Raw genomic sequence first — 4,511 nt, forward strand, 5'->3', positions numbered from 1 at the left:
GAAAAGTATGTTATGTTTGTACATGTTAGCCTCCAGTTTATATTGTTTAACACATATATTATGGCTCTGGTTTTACTAACCCACGAATCTGGAGGCTAGCACCTCGTGGGAGTCATTATGTCTATGTAACTTAATCATCTATGGAGTTTTAATGAAACGGATTTATCTATTTTTAGCAATCGTTGGTGCAATCATTCCGTACATTTTCTATTTTCAATTTATACAAGTTGAAGGGTTAAACTTTTCTTTATTTATAATGGAATTATTTGGTAGTAAAGCTGCAAGTGGGTTTACAGCAGATGTATTATTAGCAACTGTCGCGTTTTGGTTTTTTATTTTCCAACGCTCTAAAAACCCAACAGCTCCCAGGCCTTTTCTATTCTTTATATTAAGTTGTACCGTAGGGTTATCGTGTGCGTTACCGGCATATTTGTATGCCAATGAAAAACACGCGAATAACGTTACATAACAAGCAATTCAACGTGACACGCAACAGTTGGCCGCGCTCACTACGTTCACAATTATGGCCAACTATTACTTAGCCCGTTAATTGGGCGTTAGTCTCTTGAGGGAATATATGTCTAATCAAATCAATGTTACAGAAAATTTTATTTTTGAATTTAAGGAGTGGGGAACTGATAAGGAAGTGATATCTAGAAACTATTCAGAAATTAGCACTCCAATTAAATGCTCTAAACTAGTGTGTAATCAGCCCAATTTACATGTATACGATGTTATTAGCAGTATGATTCAAAATGATAAGCTTTCCGGAATTTTGAAATGTAAGGGGTTTCAGGATGGTACTACTTTCTCATGTGGTGCTTTCTTTGAAGTGAGCGCTATAGATAACAGAGACTAACAAGCAAATTAATAAGGACAAATAACAGTTGGTTTTTGCTCCTGCGTCGCCTATTTTAACCAACTATCATTTGCCCATTATTTGGGCGTTATATGTTTTTAAAAACTGGCTTTAGGGCAAAACCTTTGCGTTTCGCCAAATCAGGTTTTTATGTTTAATCACGAATAGGTTTTGAACTGTCATTCGGTTTAATTATCGTTTACTGCACAACCATTCGTTCTAAATCGGTTATTTGTGTGGCTCAAAATAGAGGCTAATGTTTATTTAACAGTGCCTTTAAGTTATTGTATCGCTTGGTTTTACCAGTATTCATCTAACAAGCAATTCAACGGGACACGCAACAGTTGGCCGCGTTCACTCCGTTCACAAGTATGGCCAACTATTACTTAGCCCGTTAATTGGGCGTTAGCTTCTTCTGGAGGTCGCATTGACATCGATTCAAATTATATCTTTAACTAAGGATATTATTATTATTCTTGCAGCCATAATTACGGCTCGTATTGCTACACAAGGATTACAAACTTGGAGTAGAGAATTACGTGGAAAAGCTGATTTTGAAGTTGCAAGAAATTTGATTCGTTCAATGTACAAATTAAGAGATGAATTAAAGTACTGTAGATCACCTTGGGTTCAATTAGCTGAGTTTCCAAGTGACTTTGACTCTAAAAACAAAACATCTGATTCAGAAGCTAATGCGTACGCGTATATTTATAAAAAAAGATGGAAACCTGTTTCTATTCATTTACAAGAGTTCGAAGCTCAAGCTCTAGAAGGTGAAGCATTATGGGGATCAGATTTTAAGCCCAAAACAGATGAACTTCGCCAATGTGCTAGAAATTTACAAGTATCATTTGATGCAATGGTTAATAATTTTGCTAATAGTGGAGAGAGCTTTAAAAATGATCTTGAATTTGCTAAAAGTGTAAAGTCAGACATTTGGGCTACCCACGATAAGACTAACGAACTTACAATAAAAATTAATGCTGCAATTAAAAGTATAGAATCAGATGTTCGCCCTCATTTTAAGCGCAGCTAACAAGGCAATTAAATCGGACATAAAACAGTTGGTTATCGTTCGTGCCTCACAATTTTAACCAACTATTTTTTGCCGTTTATTGCGGCGTTATATGCACTTAATAAGCTGTTTATCGCCGTCAGGGTAAAATCATCTAAAAGTCATAAGGACGTCAGATATTTTGCATTCTAATCCTATACATTTAAACCCTTGTTGATTTATAACAAGGACCCGTCATGCAATTTTGCAATTTACAAGTGAGTGATTCGATATGAAAAAGATTTTAGTTTTTTTGTTTTTGTTACCTTTCTTCAATGTTGGAGCAAGTGAGTACAAATTATACTCTATGCCTGGAACACAAGTTATTCCGATTAAAGATACTATATCGAATAAACAATACGAGCTACTCATCAAACTACCGGATAATTACGCGAAAAATAAGGACAAAAACTACCCGGTTGTTTACTTTACAGATGCCGTCGAGCATATCGAATTATTATCATCTGCCTCATATATGATTATGAAAGATGTAATTTTAGTAGGCATCTCCTGGCAGAAAGACATTTCAGAGGATTTAAGGCAACAATATGGGGTTCATGTCAGTCGTTATATGGATTACACATTTAAGAAGACCGTTAATAAAAACCATCCCAAAATAAAATTTGGCCTAGCTGATAAGCACCTGGCTTTTATTCGCAAAGATGTTTTTAAGTTTGTAGAAAGCAATTACCGAACCCAACCGAACAATCGAACCTATTTCGGTTTTTCCGCTGGTGGAGTATTTGGTGTTTACGCACTAATGGTACAACCCGACACATTTAAAAATTACATTCTCGGTAGTGCATTGGACGAGGAAGTTCCTACACTCTTTGCTCAAGAACATCCCGCTTTAAAAAATACACAGTCTGCGATTAATGTCTTAGCTTCTTATGGTGAATTAGAGAAAGAGGTAGGGCCATTTGTCGAAGGTTTTGTTAGCCAACTAAGCAATAAAAAATATAAGGGAATAGCTTCAATAAAGGCCCTAGTTGTTGAGTCCTATGGACATAGCGATTCGTCTCCTCTGGTGGCGGCACACGGTTTGAGATGGTTAAAAAGCTTGCAGCCAAAGTCAAAAGAGGATAAATAATAGTTGGCTATTTGCTCCTTCGCTGCATATAACAAGCAATTCAACAGGACTAAAAACAGTGGGCTGTTCGCTTCGCTCCATTTTAGCCCACAATTTTTAGCCCGTTAATTGGGCGTTAGATGTTTTTAAAACTTAGCTTTAGAGCAAAACAATTGCGTTTCGCCAAATCAGGTTTTTATGTTTTACCACGAATAGGTTTTGCACGGTCATTCGGTTTAATTATCGTTTACTGCACAACAATTCGTTCTAAATTGGTTATTTGTGTGGCTCAAAATAGAGGCTAATGTTTATTTAACAGTGCCTTTAAGTTATTGTATCGCTTGGTTTTACCAGTATTGCATCTAACAAGCAATTCAACGGGACACGCAACAGTTGGCCGCGTTCACTCCGTTCACAAGTATGGCCAACTATTACTTAGCCCGTTAATTGGGCGTTAGTTGGCTAATAAAAAAGATCGTCTAAGTGCTAAATAATTCAGTTTCACCAATTCACTGTTTGGTGCTTTACCGCGAATAAGTTAGTCCCTTTTATCACGTTGCTGAAAGGTGTATTAGCGTAACTATTCGCTCTAAATAGTGAGTGTAATGGCTCAAATTCAGGGTTTGGTATTTTCATTACGGTGCGTTTAAGTTATTGTTGTACTTGGTGAAAGTATGTTGCAACTAACAAGCAAATCAACTGGGACACGTAACACTTGCTCGGTTCCACTTCGTTTCACATTTTAGCAAGTATTACTTAGCCCGTTATTTGGGCGTTAGGTGAATAAACTAAGTATGCAAGTATCAATTAACCCTAAGACTCCGAAAAAAGTTAATTCAAATATAAAAGTTCTACTTTCTGAACTTGGAATTACTAATTCAAAACCTGAGTATTTACGCTTTATAAATCGTTCAAACGAATACCGAAATGCATACTGTTTTAACAACTGTGAAGACGAAAGCAATAAAACTGGGAGCCAAGTCATATATGGCTGGACTCTTTGGGAAGATAGAAAGAAAGGCTTTTTTGAGGCTGAATTTCATTCCGTAATAAAAGAAAACGGTGTTTTAATTGATATTACTCCTAGGAAGAGAAATGAAGATAAAATACTTTTTGTACCTGACGCGACTAAGAGTTCAGGTCGTAAAACAGAGACTATTTGGTATTCTTGGTCAAACTTAAAGATGGTTAACGATCGTGTGGTTGAACCATCAGAAGAGCTTGAAGTAGTAGAGATGGACAACGATTATAGTGAAGTTCGGTACGTATAATTCACCTAACAAGTGACTATGGTGTCAATTATTAATTTCTAACTCATTTTAGGATCCCAATAGACACCATCTCTTACCATCGAATTTAAGATCACAATCATCTTTCTTACACAGGCAATTATCGCTACTTTCTTTGGTTTTCCTGCGGCGACTAAACGCTGATAAGTCGCCTTAAATACAGGGTTACATTGTATGGCCGACATCATTGACATGAACATGGCAGTACGTATTTGATGTCGCCCACCACGTATCATTCGC

General features: G+C 36.6%; 5 protein-coding genes and 1 pseudogene. 5 read left to right on the forward strand and 1 reads right to left on the reverse strand.

The annotated features are described in order from the left end of the window. Nucleotides 1-151 precede the first annotated feature (151 nt). The 5 genes from ASU03_RS18320 (at nucleotide 152) to ASU03_RS18340 (ending at nucleotide 4,253) form a co-directional block, all read left to right on the forward strand. Nucleotides 152-469, forward strand: a complete 318-nt coding sequence (locus ASU03_RS18320) for a DUF2834 domain-containing protein (RefSeq protein WP_057831346.1) — start codon at nucleotides 152-154, stop codon at nucleotides 467-469. A 108-nt stretch (nucleotides 470-577) separates the two neighbouring features. Continuing rightward, a complete protein-coding gene (locus tag ASU03_RS18325) occupies nucleotides 578-859 on the forward strand; it encodes a hypothetical protein (protein WP_057833192.1) in 282 nt (93 codons plus the stop codon). 427 nt (nucleotides 860-1,286) lie between these two features. Further along, nucleotides 1,287-1,895, forward strand: a complete 609-nt coding sequence (locus ASU03_RS18330; RefSeq protein ID WP_057833224.1) for a hypothetical protein — start codon at nucleotides 1,287-1,289, stop codon at nucleotides 1,893-1,895. A 250-nt stretch (nucleotides 1,896-2,145) separates the two neighbouring features. Beyond that, nucleotides 2,146-3,003, forward strand: a complete 858-nt coding sequence (locus tag ASU03_RS18335; RefSeq protein WP_057833225.1) for an alpha/beta hydrolase — start codon at nucleotides 2,146-2,148, stop codon at nucleotides 3,001-3,003. Nucleotides 3,004-3,761: 758 nt separating this feature from the next. Continuing rightward, nucleotides 3,762-4,253, forward strand: coding sequence for a hypothetical protein (locus ASU03_RS18340; RefSeq protein ID WP_157465966.1), 492 nt, complete (start codon nucleotides 3,762-3,764; stop codon nucleotides 4,251-4,253). Between the two features lie 38 nt (nucleotides 4,254-4,291). On the opposite strand, the pseudogene ASU03_RS18345 reads toward ASU03_RS18340, so the two are convergent. After that, nucleotides 4,292-4,511, reverse strand: a pseudogene (locus tag ASU03_RS18345) (IS110 family transposase); the annotation flags it as partial.

Source organism: Colwellia sp. TT2012, assembly GCF_001440345.1.
Classification (GTDB): domain Bacteria; phylum Pseudomonadota; class Gammaproteobacteria; order Enterobacterales; family Alteromonadaceae; genus Colwellia.